The 16,447-nt window shown below is 67.5% G+C and carries 13 protein-coding genes and 2 pseudogenes; 6 read left to right on the forward strand and 9 right to left on the reverse strand.

What is annotated here, in order from left to right; translation table 11 throughout:
* Positions 1-855: 855 nt before the first annotated feature.
* Together OR16_RS32600 and OR16_RS32605 are read right to left on the reverse strand one after the other, a co-directional pair.
* Positions 856-1,617, reverse strand: a complete 762-nt coding sequence (locus OR16_RS32600) for a tetratricopeptide repeat protein (protein WP_006163033.1) — start codon at positions 1,615-1,617, stop codon at positions 856-858.
* Between the two features lie 19 nt (positions 1,618-1,636).
* Positions 1,637-3,763 (reverse strand): bifunctional 2',3'-cyclic-nucleotide 2'-phosphodiesterase/3'-nucleotidase, encoded by a 2,127-nt coding sequence (locus OR16_RS32605; protein WP_006163034.1) that lies wholly within the window; start codon positions 3,761-3,763, stop codon positions 1,637-1,639.
* 246 nt (positions 3,764-4,009) lie between these two features.
* Here OR16_RS32605 and modA point away from each other — a divergent pair, with 246 nt between their 5' ends.
* The 3 genes from modA (at position 4,010) to OR16_RS32620 (ending at position 6,351) form a co-directional block, all read left to right on the forward strand.
* Entirely contained in the window at positions 4,010-4,831 is an 822-nt protein-coding gene (modA, locus tag OR16_RS32610; RefSeq protein WP_006163036.1) for a molybdate ABC transporter substrate-binding protein, read from the forward strand.
* A gap of 119 nt (positions 4,832-4,950) precedes the next feature.
* A complete protein-coding gene (gene modB / locus OR16_RS32615) occupies positions 4,951-5,622 on the forward strand; it encodes a molybdate ABC transporter permease subunit (protein WP_043422057.1) in 672 nt (223 codons plus the stop codon).
* A 6-nt stretch (positions 5,623-5,628) separates the two neighbouring features.
* The gene (locus OR16_RS32620; RefSeq protein ID WP_006163047.1) at positions 5,629-6,351 is read left to right on the forward strand and encodes an ATP-binding cassette domain-containing protein; all 723 of its coding nucleotides are present in this window, start codon (positions 5,629-5,631) and stop codon (positions 6,349-6,351) included.
* Positions 6,352-6,372: 21 nt separating this feature from the next.
* Here OR16_RS32620 and OR16_RS32625 read toward each other — a convergent pair whose 3' ends face one another.
* From OR16_RS32625 to OR16_RS32650, 6 genes and pseudogenes are all read right to left on the reverse strand, one after another.
* Positions 6,373-6,891 carry a class IV adenylate cyclase gene (locus OR16_RS32625; protein WP_043422051.1) on the reverse strand — a complete coding sequence of 173 codons (519 nt, stop codon included), beginning with the start codon at positions 6,889-6,891 and terminating at the stop codon, positions 6,373-6,375.
* Positions 6,892-6,912: 21 nt separating this feature from the next.
* Positions 6,913-7,512 carry a LysE/ArgO family amino acid transporter gene (locus OR16_RS32630; RefSeq protein ID WP_006163050.1) on the reverse strand — a complete coding sequence of 200 codons (600 nt, stop codon included), beginning with the start codon at positions 7,510-7,512 and terminating at the stop codon, positions 6,913-6,915.
* A gap of 157 nt (positions 7,513-7,669) precedes the next feature.
* The gene (locus OR16_RS32635) at positions 7,670-8,473 is read right to left on the reverse strand and encodes a TOBE domain-containing protein (RefSeq protein WP_006163051.1); all 804 of its coding nucleotides are present in this window, start codon (positions 8,471-8,473) and stop codon (positions 7,670-7,672) included.
* Between the two features lie 103 nt (positions 8,474-8,576).
* Positions 8,577-8,819, reverse strand: coding sequence for an RNA recognition motif domain-containing protein (locus OR16_RS32640; RefSeq protein WP_006163053.1), 243 nt, complete (start codon positions 8,817-8,819; stop codon positions 8,577-8,579).
* Positions 8,820-8,937: 118 nt separating this feature from the next.
* Entirely contained in the window at positions 8,938-9,717 is a 780-nt protein-coding gene (gene fabI, locus OR16_RS32645; RefSeq protein ID WP_006163055.1) for an enoyl-ACP reductase FabI, read from the reverse strand.
* Between the two features lie 704 nt (positions 9,718-10,421).
* A pseudogene (locus OR16_RS32650) lies at positions 10,422-12,275 on the reverse strand (DUF3141 domain-containing protein); the annotation flags it as partial.
* A 187-nt stretch (positions 12,276-12,462) separates the two neighbouring features.
* Between OR16_RS32650 and OR16_RS32655 the strand changes: the two are divergent.
* Together OR16_RS32655 and OR16_RS32660 are read left to right on the forward strand one after the other, a co-directional pair.
* Complete coding sequence (locus OR16_RS32655; RefSeq protein WP_006163059.1) at positions 12,463-13,404, forward strand: phosphate acetyltransferase; 942 nt, start codon at positions 12,463-12,465, stop codon at positions 13,402-13,404.
* A 43-nt stretch (positions 13,405-13,447) separates the two neighbouring features.
* Positions 13,448-14,674 carry an acetate/propionate family kinase gene (locus tag OR16_RS32660; RefSeq protein ID WP_006163060.1) on the forward strand — a complete coding sequence of 409 codons (1,227 nt, stop codon included), beginning with the start codon at positions 13,448-13,450 and terminating at the stop codon, positions 14,672-14,674.
* A gap of 263 nt (positions 14,675-14,937) precedes the next feature.
* On the opposite strand, the gene OR16_RS44205 is transcribed toward OR16_RS32660, so the two are convergent.
* The gene (locus tag OR16_RS44205; protein ID WP_006163062.1) at positions 14,938-15,243 is read right to left on the reverse strand and encodes a hypothetical protein; all 306 of its coding nucleotides are present in this window, start codon (positions 15,241-15,243) and stop codon (positions 14,938-14,940) included.
* A 305-nt stretch (positions 15,244-15,548) separates the two neighbouring features.
* On the opposite strand from OR16_RS44205, the pseudogene OR16_RS44210 reads away from it, so the two are divergent.
* Positions 15,549-16,447 (forward strand): annotated as a pseudogene (locus OR16_RS44210) (hypothetical protein); the annotation flags it as partial.

The following is a 16,447-nucleotide window of genomic DNA, read 5'->3' on the forward strand; positions in this document are numbered from 1 at the left end:
GGTGGCTTTGTAGGTGGGGTTTTATTGCTTCTAGCTGCTGGCGCGGCTGTACGGTATTGGCCGTTTTGGAACGTGTGAGATGTCACTTCTCTTTACTCGTAAAGAGAAGTAACCAAGAGAAAGCGATCCTTGCAGGAGGCTGGGGTGTCGGGGTTGCGTAGCCCGGTGGTTGCGTCGTCAGGCCCCAGGTGCTAATGGCCTCGTGCCGTTACCAGATTGAATGGCCACGATCCTGTCAATGGCGCTGGTTTCGTAGTGAGGCCCCCGGTAGCCGCTCCCTGCCTATTCGCCCATCTGCCGATACCGGCGCAACATACCACGATACATCACGCCATGATGGTTTCGTGGTGGGGTGGGCGCGGTGGTGAATCCATCAGAACTGTTCCGGCGGTGCCACCGCGCCCACGACGGCACCGCGCCCACGACGGAAACGGGACGCTTGCAACTTCGTGGCCAGTCACTCCGCGAGCGACAGACGGCTTGAAATCCGTGGGGGCCGCTACCGGGGGGACCACCACGAATCCCTGGGCATTGGCTGGGTCGTGGTGGTCTAAACTGGTAACGGCACGAGTCCGTTAGAACCCGGGGCCGTACGACGAAACCATTGGGGTCCCCAATGACGCCACGCCAGCCTCCTGCAAGGATCGCTTTCTCTTGGTTACTTCTCTTTACGAGTAAAGAGAAGTGACATCTCACACGTTCTAAAACGGCCAATACCGTACAGCCGCGACAGCAGCTAGAAGCAATAAAACCCCGCCTACAAAGCCACCCCCCGCGTCAGCGGGCTACACGCACGCATGCGCCCCCCCCCAACGCCCCTTCCGCCCTGACTAAAGGACTCACGGACTCACGGACTCACGGACTCAAAGCCGGATGCTTCAACGCATGCGCAGTCTCCACCAGATGCGCGCGAAAACTCCCCTCATCCCGCTTCAACCCCAGCTCACCATACCGATAAGCCATCGCCAGCGCCTGGATCGATTCTGGGTGCTCGCGCTCGGCCGCGGCCTCGTACCACGCCACCGCGCGGGCCTCGTCGCGCGGCACGCCCGCACCTTCTCGATAGGCGTTCGCCAGCATGAACATCGCCTGCGCCACGCCGGCATCGGCGGCCATCTCGAACCAGCGCGCGGCCGCGGCCGGGTCCGGCGTGCGGCCATAGCCGCCACGATGCAGCAGGCCGAGGTAGTACGCAGCGCCAGTATTGCCCGCGGCGGCGGCCAGCTCGAAGTGGTGCCAGGCCGCTGCGGCATCGGGCGGGCGCTGCGCGTCGCCGAGGAATGCCGCCTTGCCCAGCACGAAATGCGCGCGCGCATCGCCCGCCGCGGCGGCCTGCTTCAGCCAGTCCCGGCCTTCGCCATGCGCTGCCGCTTCCCCGCTTGCCCACAACGCCTCACCGAGCGCGGCCTGGGCCGCGCCCTCCCCCGCCCGCGCCGCCTGGCGCAGCGCCGCGAGCGCCTCTTCGTCGCCAGCCGAGCCGGCCAGCGTCTGCCACTGGGCAAGCTGCGCGTGGCGCGCGCTGGCATGCTCGCGCCACGCCGAAGCCCCGCCACCAGGCGCGGCGGCGATGACCGGATGCAGGCGGCGCTTTACTGGCGTATTCGTTGCCGTGGTCATTGCCGTGGTCATTGCCGCCTTACTGGTTGAGGTCGATGCTATACAGCGACAGGTTCTTGGTGGTGTCGTAGGCGGCCTGCTCCAGCGCGATATTGGCGAGGCCCGCGGCTTGTGCCTGCGCCAGCTGGTTCGGCGCTGAAGCAAACACCACCTTGCCGGCCGTGGCCACCTTGGTGAAGCGCCAGCTGCGCGCGCCACCGTTGGCGGCGCGCGTGATGGAGCCGGCCTTCTTGATGTAGGCGATCAGCACGTCGCGGCTGGTGTCGGGCGAAGCGTAGACCGTCTTGCTGCCGTCCAGCCCGGGGAAATTGCCGCCGCCGCTGGCGCGGTAGTTGTTGGTGGCCACGATGAACTGCTGGCTGGCGTCGAGCGGCACGCCCTTGTACGCGAGGTTCTTGATGCGGCTGCCCTCCGGTTGCGTCACGTCGATCTCGTACTGCAGGTCGGGCGAGGTGAACATGTCGAAGTTATAGCCCGGGAAGCTGCTGATGAGCGGCTGGTTGGCGATCTTGGCCGGGTCGATCAGGTTGAAGCGCTTGGCTGCGGTTTCCAGCCAGGCCTTGACGTCGCTGCCGTTGACCTTCACCGCGTAGATGGTGTTGGGGTAGAGGTAGAGATCGGCCGCATTGTTGATGGCGAGGTTGCCCGATTGCACATCGGTGTAGTCGTTGCCGCCGCCAAAGCCGCTCTTGAACGGCGCGGAGACAGACAGCACCGGCAGCGCGGCGAGCGCCGGCAGGTTGGCGGCGATGTAGTCCTTCACGTAGGCAGCCTGCGCCTGGTTGACGATCTGGATCGCGCCGGGATCGCCCACATCGGCAAAGTACGTGCTCATGCGGTAGTCGGTGGTGCCGATCGGCGTCTTCACGTAGGCAATGGTGGCCTGGTGCTCCGCATCGACCGCGGCCGCCACGGTGGCGTCTGCCGCCACATAGCTCTTGTCGGCGTTCTGGATCGAGCGCGCTTCTACCGTGGTGGCGCTCTTGTCGACCACCCAGCGATTGCCGTCATGCGCCAACTGCAGCTTGATCACGCCCAGGCGACGGCCCCAGTAGTCAGCCATCACGGTAGGCACGCCGTTGACCGTGCCGCGCACCTTGTCCACGCCGGGCAGGTTGAACTGCGCCACCGTGCTGGTGGCATCGGGGAAGACCTGGTGCGAGTGGCCGATCAGCATGGCGTCCACGCCGACCACCTTGGACAGGTGCCAGCTGCCGTTCTCCATGGTGGGCGAGTAGGCGGAAGCATCGAGCCCGCCGTGCGAGATCACCACCACCAGGTCGGCCCCCTTGGCGCGCATCTCCGGCACGAACTTCTCGGCGGTTTCCTTCACGCCCTCGGTGTAGACCTTGCCGTCAAGCCAGCGCTTGTCCCAGCTCATGATGGCGGGCGGCGTGAAACCGATGATGCCGACCTTGACCGGCACCGTGACGGCCTTGCCGTCGGGCCCGGTGGCGGTGATCTGGCGGGTGATGATGGTGTATGGCTGGAACAGCGGCGCGCGCGTGCGCACGCTGTACACGTTGGCCAGCACCTGCGGGAAGGCCGGGCCAGCGCAGGGCGCCTGCACGGTCGGGTCGGGCAGCCCATCCACGTTGAAGCGATTGCCTGTGACCTGGTTCAGGTAGCCCAGGCCGTAGTTGAACTCGTGATTGCCGATGCCGCCACCGTCGAACTTGGCCGCGTTCATCACCTTGTACATGGCCAGCGTCTCGCCGCACTTGAGCGGGTTGACCTGGGCCTGGTAGTCGGCCAGCGCGGTGCCCTGGATGGTGTCGCCGTTGTCCAGCAGCAGGGTGTTGGGAAACTCGGTGCGCGCCTGCTTGATCAGGGTTGCCACCCGCTCGAAGCCGAAGGACTTGTCCTCGGCCAGCTTGAAGTAATCGTAGCTGCGCACATTGGTGTGCAGGTCGGTGGTTTCCAGCAAGGCCAGCGTGGCCTTGGTGCCGGCTGAGACGCTATCGGCCTGCGGCGTGACGCTCGAGCCCGTGCCGGGGCTGGCGGGACTGTCATCGGAGCCGCAGGCGGCCAGCAGCGTGGTGACCGCGAGGGCGGCGGCCACGGCGGCCACGGTGGACGCGGCGAGGATCGGGGGCGAAGCGGGCGCGGCGCGCGCGGGTAGAACGTCGGTCGGACGGCGGTGCATTTGTGGCTCCCTTCTTTCTTGTTGTGCCTGGAGCCGGACATTGTCCCGAGCGCAAATGGCAACAGAGTGACGCGAGGGTTACACCACCGTGACGGTTGGCGGCAGGCAGCAGGCGCGCCTGGCCGCTCCGCCGATATGCCCTGTCCTGATCAAATGTGCCATTGACGCCGCGTTATATACCGTCATATATTGCGCTTTTGGCAGGCGACTTCTGCTTGCCACGCCGCATCGCCAACCTTTGCCCCCATGCCCATGCACCCGACTTCCGCTCCGCAGCCTGCCCAGTCGCGCCAACCGTGCGGCGCCCGACGGACCGCCTCGCTGGCGGCCGGCCTGCTGCTCTGCGCCACGCTGGCGCTGTCCGCGCCGGCCGCCTTCGGCGCAGACCTGGTGGTCTCCGCCGCAGCCAGCCTGACCAATGCCTTCAAGTCGCTCGCCGAGTCCTACGAACGCGCGCACCCGCAGACCAAGGTGATCCTCAACTTCGGCGCCTCCGACGTGCTGATGCAGCAGATTGTCAACGGTGCGCCGGCCGATGTGTTTGCCTCGGCCGACCAGGACGCCATGAACAAGGCCGTGACCGAGCGCGTGGTGCAGCCTGCGTCGCGCCGCGATTTCGCCGCCAACCAGCTCGCGCTGATCCTGCCGGCTGACAGCAAGCTGGAAATCGGCAAGCTGCAGGACCTGGCCCGCCCCGAGTTCAAGCGCGTGGCCTTCGGCAACCCGGCGTCGGTGCCGGTGGGCCGCTATACCAAGGGCGCGCTGGAAGCGGCGGGTGTGTGGGATGCGATATCGGCCAAGGGTGTGATGGCGCAAAATGTGCGCCAGAGCCTGGACTACGTGGCCCGCGGCGAAGTCGATGCCGGCTTCGTGTTCGCCACCGATGCGGCGATCATGCCGGAGAAGGTCAAGGTGGCGCTGCGGGTGCCGACGCGCCAGCCGGTCACGTATCCGATCGCCATCACCTCGCAATCCAGGCAGCCCGAGCAAGCCGCGGCCTTCCTCGGCTACGTCATGTCGCCGGAAGGGCAAGCGGTGCTGGCCAAGTATGGCTTCCTAAAACCGTAAGCCGTAAGGCTTAAGCTCCCAACCGTTCCGGATCGCGCCCCAGGGCGCGGCGCCGCCAACCTGAATCCACCTCACCGCCTGCCTGGCTTCGCCGGCAGGCGTTTATGCTGATGACCTCCCTGGAAGCTGTCTGGGTCCCGCTCTCCCTGTCGCTCAAAGTGGCGGGCTGGGCCACCGTGCTCAATGCCGTGCTGGGCGTGGGCACGGCCTTTGCGCTGTCGCGCTGGCAATCGGCCGCGCGCGACGTGGTCGACGCTCTGCTCACGCTGCCACTGGTGCTGCCGCCCACCGTGCTCGGCTACTATCTGCTGGTGCTGGTCGGGCGCCGCGGCGTGTTTGGCGAGTGGCTCGGCCGGCTCGGCATCGAACTGGTCTTTACCTGGCAAGGCGCGGTGCTGGCCTCCACCATCGTGGCATTCCCGCTGGTGCTGAAGTCAGCACGCGCCGCCTTCGAAGGCGTGGACTCGCAGCTCGAGGACGCGGCGCGCGTGCTCGGCACGTCCGAGGCCGGCATCTTCTTTCGCGTGACGCTGCCGCTGGCGTCGCGCGGCATCATCGCCGGTGTGCTGCTGGCCTTTGCCCGCGCGCTGGGCGAGTTCGGCGCCACGCTGATGGTGGCGGGCAACCTGCCCGGGCGCACGCAGACGCTGTCGGTCGCCATCTACGAGGCCGTGCAAGCCGGCGACGACAACACCGCCAACCTGCTGGTGCTGGTCACCTCCCTCACGTGCGTGGTGCTGCTGGTGGCAGCCGGGCGGCTGGTGCCGCCCTCCCGCAAAATGTACCGGTAGACCGCCATGACCATGCACGTCACCGTCCGCAAGCAGCTTGGCTCCGCCGACCGCCATTTCGGGCTGGATATCGCCTTCGATTCGGAAAGCAAGCGCATTGCGCTGTTCGGTCCCTCCGGCGCGGGCAAAAGCCTGACGCTGCGCGCCATCGCCGGATTGCTCACGCCGGACAGCGGCCGCATCGTGCTCAACGGCCGCACCCTGTTCGACAGCGAGGCGCGCGTCAATGTGCGCCCGCAGGAGCGGCGCGTGGCCTACCTGTTCCAGGACTACGCCCTGTTCCCGCATTTGACGGTCGCGCAAAACATCGCCTTCGGGCTGGAGCGAGGCTGGCGCAACCCGCGCCGCAAAACGCACCACCCCGAAGCGCAGCGCTGGATCGATGCATTCGGCCTTGGCGCCATCACCGGCAACTATCCCGGCGAGATCTCCGGTGGCCAGAAGCAACGCGCCGCGCTGGCGCGCGCGCTGGCGGCGCGGCCCGATATCGTGCTGCTGGACGAACCGTTCTCCGCGCTGGACCCGGCGCTGCGCGTGCGCATGCGCGCCGAGCTGCGCGCGCTGCAGGCCAGCCTGGAAGTGCCCATGCTGGTGATCTCGCACGACCCCGACGACGTGGAAGCCCTCGGCGACCATGTGCTGGAAGTGCGCGAAGGCCGCATCTTTGGCGCCGCGCCGGTGAAGGGGCATCCGCAGGTGTACGCGCCTGTCTCCGCGCGCGCGGTCTGAGGCTGGCTCGGTGAGGCCGGCTCAGGCCCCAGCCGCACGCAGCAGGTCGACGTAGGCGGTTTCGATCAATTGCCCTGGCGTGATGCCCAGCTTGCCCAGCAGCGCATGGGCCTCGGCAACGCCGGCCTGGGCCGGCTCTCCATCGGCCAGCACCACCTCCAGCTCCAGGAAATCCCCCAGCCCTTGCACGCGGTCCAGGTGCACGCGCGTGCGGCCAACCAGGAACAAGGTGCGCGTCTTGCGCACGCGCCCGTTCTCGCCCCACGCCGCCGTCAGTGCGGCACGCAGGGAATCGGGCTCGGCCGTGGCTGAGAGGATGTAGTGGCTCTCCTTGGGCCCGGCCTGGTCGGCGCGCGCGTAGAAGATCAGCTGGCCTGCGCCGGACGGGAAGGCGCGCAACTTGAGCCGGCCGTTGGGGCAGGCAAAGAAGGTGTCGTCCTGCAAGATCAGCTCGGGGCCCCGATCGGCCAGCGGCGCGACCCGTGGCAACAACGCGTCCACACTGGCGATACGCGCCTTGATTTCTATGTTTCTAGGCATGGTCCTCAGGAATTCGGAAACTCAGGAAAACAACAGCTTGGCGGCAATCACCCACATGGTGACGCCGATGACAATCTCCAGCACACGCCATGCCGATGGCTTGGCAAACACTGGCCTGAGCAGGGCAGCGCCATAGCCAAGCGCGAAGAAGAAGATGAACGAAGCCAGCATCGCACCCGCCGCGAAGGCCTGCGTGCGGCCGTCGAACTGGGTCGACACCGAGCCGATCAGCATCACCGTGTCGAGATAGACATGGGGATTGAGCCAGGTCAGCGCCAGGCACACGGCCAGCGTGGCCGCCAGCGGCCGCGGCTCCGCATCGCTCGGTGCCAGCACGCCAGACGTGCGCCACGCCGTCCAGAAGCTGCGCGCGCCATACCACAGCAGGAAGGCTGCGCCGCCATAGCGCATGGCGTCCCCCAGCCAGGGCAATTTGCGCATCAGCACGGAAAAGCCCGACACGCCCATCAGGATCAGCGCGGCGTCCGAGACGGCGCATACCAGGCAAACCCAGAATACATGCTCGCGCCGCAAGCCCTGGCGCAGCACGAAGGCGTTTTGCGAACCGATGGCGAGAATCAGGGAAAGGCCGAGACTGAAGCCGGCGATGGCTGCGTCCATGCTCAAGCCCTCGCCGTGGCAAGACGGCCCGGCGCACATACTGCTTCCTGCAAATGTCTGCGAATCATCAATCGGTACTCGGATTTTTTGTCTTGGCTGCGCGGCCTTGCTGAGCGAACTCCATGACCGGCTTGCGCGGAGGATTGCGCGGCGCTACTCAGCCCATGGTGCCCAGGATCACGCTCGACGCCTTGAAGATCGCCAGCGCGCGGCTGCCCTCGGCGAGCCCGAGCGCGCTCACGCTGTCGTTGGTGACAATGGCCACCACGGTGCCGCCGCCGTCCAGCTCCACCGCCACCTCGGCGTTGACGGCGCCCGGCAGCACGCGGATCACCTTGCCTGGCAGCTGGTTGCGCGCCGAGAGCCGCAGCCCGGGGTCGGGCAACCCGAGCAGGACCGAGGAAGCCTTGATCAGCGCGAAGGCTTCGGCGCCGGGTGCGAGGCCCAGCGTCTCCACGCTTTCGTGGGTGATGGTCGCGACCACGCGCTGGCCGCCCGCGAGCGACAGCGTGACCTCATCGTTGACCGCGCCGCCGCGGATCGCGGCCACCTTGCCGAAGAGCTTGTTGCGCGCACTGGTCTTGATCATGAAACGCCGCATCAGGTGAAGGTCGTCCTGCGCCGTCTCGCTGACGTTGCCGAGACTGGCGAGGTGTTCGACAAAGAGCCGGTGCTCGTGCTCGAGCGCGCGGTAGGTGCGGATCAGGCTGGCGGCGCGCGCCGTGAGCACGGTGCCGCCGCCGCCCTTGCCGCCCGCGGCGCGGACCACCAGCGGCTCGCCCGCGCTGTTGTTCATGGCGTCGATGGCATCCCAGGCGCCCTTATAGCTCAGGCCAACCGCCTTGGCGGCTGCCGTGATCGAGCCATGTTCGCCGATCGCGGCCAGCAGGGCGATGCGTTCGCGCCCGCCCCAGTCCTGGGAGCCTGAGCGAAACCAGATCGCGCCGTCGAGTTCTAGCATGCGGGAATGGCGCTACCGCGTGGCAGCGCAGCAAAGTGGCAGAAGCCGCTTATCTTAATGCCAAAGCGTGAAGGCGCGCGGCCCGCCGCCATGCCTGCACGCGTCAACCCTGGTGAGCGGGGATATACCAGCGCATCATGCTGCCGGCAAAGTACTGGCGGTCGAGCTGGCGCAGCAGGCGCCACGCGGTGAAGGGATCGATATCCAGGTTGACCCAGGCCCAGGGATGGTTCGGATCGCCCTCGCGCACCAGCTCCACGGATGTCACCGGTGCGTAGGTCGCCAACTTGTCGCGCAGCATCTTCTCGGTCACATCGCGGTGCAGGCCCCGGATGAGTACCTTCATGTTTCGCTCCCGATATGAGGCGGCGCGCACGCGGCGGGCGGCACAGGCCTCCGTTGTCTAGCTCATTGTAGGCGGCCCAACGCGGGCCGTGGGCCGCGCATTGTGCCCTTGGAGGCAGTCAGCCCATGACGTGCACGCCGCCGTCCACGTACACGGTGTTGCCGGAAATCCGGCGCGCGTAGGGCGTTGCCAGGTAGGCGGTGGCAAAGCCGACATCCATGATGTCGACCAGCTCGCCCAGTGGCGCGCGGCCCGCGGCATCCGCCAGCAATTGCTCGAAATCCTTGAGCCCGGACGCCGCGCGGGTCTTGAGCGGCCCCGGCGAAATGGCGTGCACGCGGATGCCGCTCGGGCCCAGTTCGTGCGCCAGGTAGCGGCAAGAGGCCTCGAGCGCCGCCTTGACCGGGCCCATCAGGTTGTAGTTCGGCACCACGCGATTGGCGCCCTCGTAGCTCATGGCAAACAGGCTGCCGCCCGCGCGCATCAGCGGCACCGCGCGCCGCGCCAGCCGCACGAAGGAGTGGCACGACACATCCATGGCGCGCGCGAAGCCGGCCGCCGATGCGTTGAGCAGCCCGCCTTGCAGGTCGGCCTTGGGTGCGAAGGCCACTGAGTGCACTACCGCGTCGAGCTTGCCCCATTGCTGGGTAATCCGCTCGAACAGCGCCTGCTCCTGGCCGGCGTCCTCCACGTCGAACGGCATCAGGATGGTGGCGCCCACCGATTCGGCCAGCGGCGCCACATGCGGATAGGCCTTGTCGTTGAGGTAGGTGATCGCGAGTTCCGCACCGAGCTCGCGAAAGGCGCGCGCGCAGCCCCATGCGATGGATTCCGCGTTGGCCACCCCGACCACCAGCACGCGTGCGCCCAGCAATGGGGGATTGGGTACTTGCACCATGTTGTGCCTCGCTTGGTGAATGCGCGCCCCGGGTGGCGCCGGCTTATGTACGCCCGGCTCAGGTGCCTGTCTTGACGCCACGCCGCGCTGAAGGCTTGACCGCCTTGAGAGGCCTGGCCACCTTGCCGGTTGCCGGGCTTGGCGGCGCCAGCCACTGCCGTGCCCGCCGTGCCCGCCGTGCCCGCCTTGCCAACGCGCCCCTTGGCTGCCGGTGAAGCGTCCTTGCGCACCGCGCGCGGCGACGTTGCCGCGGGGGCAGGCGCCGCGGGCTCCGCCGTTTGCCGCGCCGTATGGTCGGTGCCCAGCACGTGCGCCACCTCGCGATAGCGCGCCAGGCGGGCGCCTTCGAGCGGCCCCACCACGGTCACGATGCGGTGGATCGCCATCATGATGCGGTGGCGCAGCGCGCTGTCCGGCACCAGCATTGGCAGCGCCGCCACGGCGCGCTCGGCGTCCAGCCCCACGATAAAGCTCTGCCGCCTGACCGCGGCCTTGACCGTGGCGATGTCAGGTTGCTGCTCCAGGTGCTCGCGCGCCATCTGCCGCATCAGGTTGAATGGGCGCTCTTCCAAGCCGGCCGTTTCCGCCGCCACATAGCAAAGGATGCGCATGAAGGCATCGAGCGGCGTGCCCTGCTTGATCGATGCCTCGGCCTCATGGAGGCGGCGCTCGGCGAGCTCCTCGCGCAGCGCCGCGGTCACCGGCGGCGGGCCGCGCTTTTCGGCGCCTGGCGAGAACCCCATCAGCGCGGACAGCCATGGCGACTGGTACAGCGCTTCGAAGAGCTGCTCCTGGAAGGCGTCGCGCTGTTCGCGCCACGCGTCGAGCGTGCGCACGATAGTGTCTGACACCGCACCCTCCAGCGTGACGAAGGGATTGTCCGGCGCCACCGGCTGGCGCGCCTCGCGCACCCACGGTGCCAGCGCGGCGATCCACGCCATCCACGGATTCGCGTCCGACGCCAGCGAGCGCTCCAGCCGGGCCGGATGCACCTGCCGCATCGCGTAGGCGCCCAGCTCGCTGGATGCGGCCTGCACCGCCGGCGAGGCGAAGGTGTCGTACAGGCGCTGGTTGACTTCGGCCACGCGGCGCACCACCTCGAACGCGCGCTCGTCGTCGCGGCCATCGTCCAGCGCGAGGATGTCGTCGATGGTCCGGCGCTCGAAGCGCATCAGGTAGCGGCCTTCGATCAGTTCCAGGTGCGAGGTGCCCGGCGCGATGTCTTCGATGCGCGCTTCGTACAGCCCGGGCGGCAGCACGTCGATCAGGTCGAGCGCGGAGAACAGCTCGGTGTGCTCGCGATTGGCCACGCCGGCCGAAACGAAGATGCCGAGGTGCCCGACCTTTTCATGCAGGCAGTAGACGATGACCTGGTCGTTGGCGACGATCTCGTCGACGCTGGCGTAGAGATCGGGAATCCAGTTCAGCGCCTGCTGCGGCGGCGTGATGTTGTCGCCCCAGGAGGCAAAGACCACGATGGGCGAGCGCACATTGCGCAGGTCCACCGCGACGCTGCCATCCGCGCTGCGCACCTCGCCCGCGGTGAGGTGGTTGCCAACGAACAGGTTCTGCACGATCCAGTCGATCTCGGCGCGGTTGAGCAGGAAGTGCCCGCCCCACCAGCGCTCGAACGCCAGGAAGCGCTCGCGCTCCGTATCCACCTGCGCATAGACGTCGTAGAGTTTCTTCCAGTACGTATTGGCCGGATTAAGCTGCTCGAAATTCTGCACCAGCCAGGCCCCGTCAAAGCGGCCATTGCCGAGATCCGAAGCAAAGGACGACAGCCACGAGCCGCCCAGCAGCCCGCCGCTGTAGCGCATCGGGTTGCGCCCGCGCACGCCCGACCAGTAGGCCAGCGGCGAACCGGCCAGCAGGATCGGCCCGACCAGGTCGGGCGCGGCGGCCGCCAGCATCATCAGCGCCCAGCCGCCCTGGCAATTACCGATCACGAATGGCTTGCCTTGCGCTTGCGGATGGCGCTCGGCCACGGTGCGCAGGAACACGGTTTCGGCGCGCGCCACGCACTCGATGGTCTGGCCTGGGCAAGGCAGCGGGAAAAAGGTGACGAAGTAGCAGGGATGGCCGCTGCGCAGCGCGATGCCGATCTCGCTGTCGATCTTGAAGCCGCCGATGCCGGGGCCGTGCCCGGCGCGCGGATCGATCACCACGAAAGGCCGCTTGGTGTCGTCGGTGACGATGCCGGGCGGCGGCAGGATGCGCAGCAGCGCGTAGTTGGCGGGTTGCGCCAGCGTGCGCGCGTCGATCACCACCTCGTGCTCGAAGATCAGTACCGGCGGCATGCCTTCGCGCTCGTGCTCGAAGGTCTGGTTGCCGCGCTCGCGCAGGATGTCGAGCAACAGGATGGCGCGCTGCCAGGCGTCATGCGCGTAGGACCACGCATCGGACAAGAGCGGTGGCACGCCGGCGGCTGCGTTGCCGGCATGGATGACGGGATCACGTGCGTTCACTCGGCTTCCCCTTCTACGTTCTACGGTGTGGCGCCGAAGGCAGTCATTTCCGGGCGATCGCGCGAAAATTGCTGCCCTGCAGCACCGCACAATCTACCAGCCCGCATGGTGCCTGACAACCCGCAGCAAGGGTGGATCCGCGGCGCAGATGACTTGGCGCAAGGTGCGAGCCAATGTCATCGTGGTGCAGGAAACATCGCCTATACTGGCCAGTGTTTTTTGCGCGACGCAGCATGCACGCGCGGCCGCACCGCACCCCCGACACACCGGAACGCCGATGACCCAGACACTCGACAAGTATTCCGTCCTGCTGGCGCGCTGCCATGACCTGCCCGCCATTCCCACCGCCGTGGCGCATCCCTGCGATGCTTCCTCGCTCGGTGGCGCGCTGCAGGCAGCCAGCCTCGGCCTGATCGTGCCGCTGCTGATCGGGCCCGAGGCGCGCATCCGCCAGGTGGCCGACGCCAATGCGCTGGACCTTGGCGACAGCGTGCGGATCGACGCGCCGCATAGCCATGCCGCCGCCGCGCGCGCGGTCGCGGCAATCCGCGCGGGCGAGGCGGAGCTGCTGATGAAGGGCAGCCTGCACACCGATGAGTTGCTGCACGAAGTCACCGCGTCCGCCACCGGCCTGCGCACGGGACGGCGCCTCTCGCATGTGTTTGCGATGGACGTGCCGAGCTACCACAAGCCGCTGTTCATCACCGACGCCGCCGTCAATATCTTTCCCACGCTTAACGACAAGGCCGATATCTGCCGCAACGCGATCGACCTGTTGCGCGTGCTGGGCATCGACTGCCCCAAGGTAGCCATCCTCTCGGCGGTGGAAACCGTGACCGACAAGATCCCCTCCACCATCGACGCCGCCGCGCTTTGCATGATGAGCCGGCGCGGCCAGATCGAAGGCGGCATCCTCGACGGCCCGCTCGCGTTCGACAACGCGATCAGCCATGAGGCCGCGGTGACAAAGGGCATCGTCTCCGAGGTCGCGGGCGACCCCGACATCCTGCTGGTGCCCGACCTGGAGGCCGGCAACATGCTGGCCAAGCAGCTCACCTTCCTGGCCGGCGCCGAAGCTGCCGGCATCGTGCTGGGCGCGCGCGTGCCCATCATCCTCACCAGCCGCGCCGACAGCGTGCGCGCACGCATCGGCAGTTGCGCGATTGCCGTGCTGCTGGCGCATGCGCGCCGCACGGCCCTGACGCCCGCCGCGATCTGAGCGTCCCGCCCTCAACGTCACCGTCACAAGGAGGCTTGCCAGCGTGAGCGCCATCCACCCCACCATTCTCGTCGTCAATGCCGGTTCCTCCAGCGTCAAGGTCTCGGTGTACGCCGTGCCCGAGGCCGCGCACGCCAATGCCGACATCAACCCGGTGCTGAGCGCGCACGGGCAGATCGAAGGCATCGGCGTGTCGCCGCACCTCATCGCCAGCATGGCGGACGGCCGCGTGGTCGCGGACGAACGCTTCCCGGTAGCACAGGTGTCGGATCACGACGCGGCCTTCCGCCTGATCCGGCTGGTGCTCAGCATCGGCCTGCGCGATGCGCCGCCGGTGGCGATCGGCCATCGCGTGGTGCATGGCGGCGCGGATTTCTCCGCTGCCGTGAAGATCGACGACGAGGTCATTGCCAAGCTGGAAGCATTGATCCCGCTGGCGCCGCTGCACCAGCCGCACAACCTGACGGCGATCCGCGCGGTGCGCGCCGCCGCGCCGGCGCTGCTGCAGGTAGCCTGCTTCGACACCGCCTTTCACGCCGGGCACGACCCGCTCGCGCAACTGCTGGCGCTGCCTTACGAATACTTCGAACGCGGCATCCGCCGCTATGGTTTTCACGGCCTGTCCTACGAGTACATCGCGCGCCGCCTGCAGCAGATCGCGCCCGACCTGGCACAGGGCCGCGTGATCGTTGCGCACCTGGGCAACGGCGCCAGCCTGTGCGCCATGCGCGAGGGGCGCAGCGTGGAATCCACCATGGGCCTGACCGCGCTCGACGGCCTGCCGATGGGCACGCGCTGCGGCGCCATCGATGCCGGCGCCATCCTGTGGCTGTCGCAGCAAGGCATGAGCACCAAGGACATCGAAACGATGCTGTACCAGGAGTCAGGGCTGAAAGGACTGTCGGGCGTCAGCAGCGACATGCGCGCCCTGCTGGCCAGCGACGCGCCGCGCGCGCGGCTGGCGATTGATTTCTACACCTACCGCGCGGCACAGGAAATCGGCAAGCTGGCGGCCACGTTGGGCGGCCTGGATGCGCTGGTGTTCACGGCCGGCATCGGCGCCAACTCACCGCCCGTGCGCGAGAAGATCTGCGCGCGGCTGGCAGAGCTGTTTGGCATCAGCCTGGACGCCGGCGCCAACAACGAGGGCCGCCAACGCGTCAGCCGCGACAACAGCCGCGTGCCGGTCCTGGTACTGCCTACCGACGAGGAAGGCATGATCGCGCTGAATACCGCGCGCATCATGATGGCGCAGAACGCGCTCGCGTAGCGCTCCCGGGACGCTAGAGCTAGCGTGCGAACGGCCTACGTTTGCAATGCGGATTCGGCGCGCGTATCCAGAACGTTGCGTTGGACAAGGCAGTGCAGGCCCGTGCCGACTTTGTCGCGACTGATCTGGATGCCAACCCTTCGGCGACCATGCGGCGCGCCGAAGGGCCGGTCGATGCGCAGGATCGGTCAGCGCGAGCAGGAAGGCCGCCAACCCACGGCGCGCCCCACCCCCGCATTGTTCTCCCCCTCCATCGACGTCAATTACTGGTTCCGCTCCGTGATGACGAGCGGGATGCGCACTTCGCCAACCGTCATGACCGCCTGCAGCGGCAGGGCCGAAGCCGGCAACGACGTCGCCGTGAACACGCGCGATGGCGACGCGAAGCGCAGCCATGCCGGCAAGGCCGTTCCGTCCATTTGCGTCACCCTCACCTCGGCACCATTCGCGGCGCCAGGAATTGCCTGCGCGGGCAACGCAAACCGGAAGTGACTGCCCGGCCTGGCCATGTCCTTCGGCACCGACACTGCGATGAGGTCCGACGGATTGCCAGTTGCCTTCAGGCTCACCGTGACCGTGATGCCATGCGGATCGTCCGCAGGCGCCCTCGAACCCGCGGCGGCAGTCGATGCGTCACCACCGCTGGCGTTGCCGCCGGATGAGCCGCTGCTGCTTGACGACGAGGAGCTGCCGCTCGACGAGCTCGAACCACCGCTCGATGTGTCGCCGCCGCTGGAGCTACCGCCGGACGAACCGCTGCCGCCCGAGGACGACGAGCTACCGCTCGACGATCCGGAACCGCTCGACGACGACTCGCCACCGCTGGAACTGCCACCAGACGACGAGCTGGAGCCGCTGCTAGAGCTGCCGCCGGATGAGCCGCTACCGCCCGAAGATGAACTGCCGCTGCTCGAAGAGCCAGAACCGCTGCTGGAACTACCACCGGACGAGCCACTACCGCTCGACGACGAGGAGCCTACCGCTCGACGAACCCGATCCACCGCTCGACGTATCACTACCGCTGGAGCTACCGCCGGACGACGAGCTGGAACCACTCGACGACGATTCGCCACCGCTGGAGCTACCACCGGACGAACCGCTGTTGCCGGACGAAGAACCGCTACCCGACGAGCCACTGCCGCTCGATGAACCCGTGCCATCGGTCGTGTTGCCGCTGGAGCTACCGCCGGATGAACCACTGTTCCCGGATGACGAACCGCTACCGCTCGACGAGCCCGCGTCATCGGGCTTGCCGCTGAAGCTGCCACTCGACGAACCGCCGCTGCCGCTCGAACTGCCGGAGGGCGGATCCAGTGGCGGCGGCGACGGCATCGGCACGGGAACGGGCGCCGGCGCCGGAGGCGGCGGAATCGGCACCGGGAATCCACCCGACGATCCAGGGCCTCCCAACGAGCTACCGGATGATCCGCTACCGCTAGAAGAGCCCGATCCGCTGGAGGAACCCGAGCCACTCGATGATCCCGAGCCACTCGACGAACCCGAGCTACTCGACGAACCCGAACCACTCGATGAACCCGAGCTACTCGACGAGCCCGAGCCGCTCGATGAACCCGAGCTACTCGAACCGCTGGAGCTACCGCCAGACGAGCCGCTGCCACCCGACGACGAACTGGAACCGCTGCTGGTGCCGCCGGACGAACCACTGCCGCTCGACGACGACGAGGAGCCACTCGACGAACTCGATCCACCGCTCGATGTATCACTTCCACTGGAGCTACCGCCGGACGAGCCGCTACCACTCGACGACGAAGA

Source organism: Cupriavidus basilensis OR16, from assembly GCF_000243095.1.
Taxonomy (GTDB): domain Bacteria; phylum Pseudomonadota; class Gammaproteobacteria; order Burkholderiales; family Burkholderiaceae; genus Cupriavidus; species Cupriavidus basilensis_D.